At 60.1% G+C, this 908-nt stretch carries 1 protein-coding gene; it reads right to left on the reverse strand.

Annotated features, from left to right (window positions below):
- Positions 1-497 (reverse strand): FG-GAP repeat protein (locus DTF_RS26935; RefSeq protein ID WP_193352697.1); only part of this gene is annotated, 497 nt, incomplete at its 3' end.
- Positions 498-908 lie beyond the last annotated feature (411 nt).

Below are 908 nucleotides of genomic sequence, written 5' to 3' on the forward strand. Positions count from 1 at the left end.
AGGGTGGCCGTCAACTCCCAAGTGGCGGTAATCGGATCGGTGCGGCGGAAGATGTAGGCTCCCCCCCGGTCGGCGATGCCGCCCTCGTCCCGCAGGGGCGCACCGACGATGATCTGATCGCCGCTGACCGCCACGGAGGAGCCGAACTGGTCGTTCATCGCTCCGTCGGGAGCGACCAGTCTTCTTTCGAGATCCCAGGTTCCGGATGCGGAGAACCGAAAGACATACGCCGCCCCCCGGTCGGCTATTCCACCCTCGTCCTCGAAGGGAGCTCCCACGACGGCGACAAACCCATCCACGGCCACCGCCGTGCCGAACTGGGCGGCCGCCTGCGGCGGATCCGCACTGATGCTCGCCAGGGGTTCGAAGCCCGGCGGTGGTGGTGTTGGTGGCGTTGGCCCGTCCCCGCCGCTGTCTCCATCTCTGCTTCCGCATCCGGCGAAGAGAAGGATGGACATGCACAGGCAAAGAGACGCCGCTGCTTTCGAAACGTTCATGGCATGCTCCCGGGTTCAGGCAATCGGAAGTCCTGCCATGATTGTTTCATGTTTTGGAGGAAAAACAATCCAATGGATAAACAGGTTGCAGCAGGTCCGGAAAATCCGAATTGCCACCAAGGCGCCAGATCTCCAAGTTAAAAACCTTTACAAATAGATTTTCCTGGTGCCCTGGTGCCTGGTGGCTATGAATCGATATTTTGATGGGAAAGGGAAGACGGGGCGAAGAACCGCTCCATGGCGACGAGGACCTCCTCGGTGGGCGCGGCGAGGACGGGGACGTCCGGAAGGGAACGCAGGAACATGCGTCCGTATCCCTTTTTGACCACCCGGCACCAAGGCGCCAGATCTCCAAGTTAAAAACCTTTACAAATAGATTTTCCTGGTGCCCTGGTGCCTGGTGGCTATGAA

The sequence above is a fragment of the Desulfuromonas sp. TF genome, from assembly GCF_000472285.1.
In the GTDB taxonomy this organism is placed as follows: domain Bacteria; phylum Desulfobacterota; class Desulfuromonadia; order Desulfuromonadales; family ATBO01; genus ATBO01.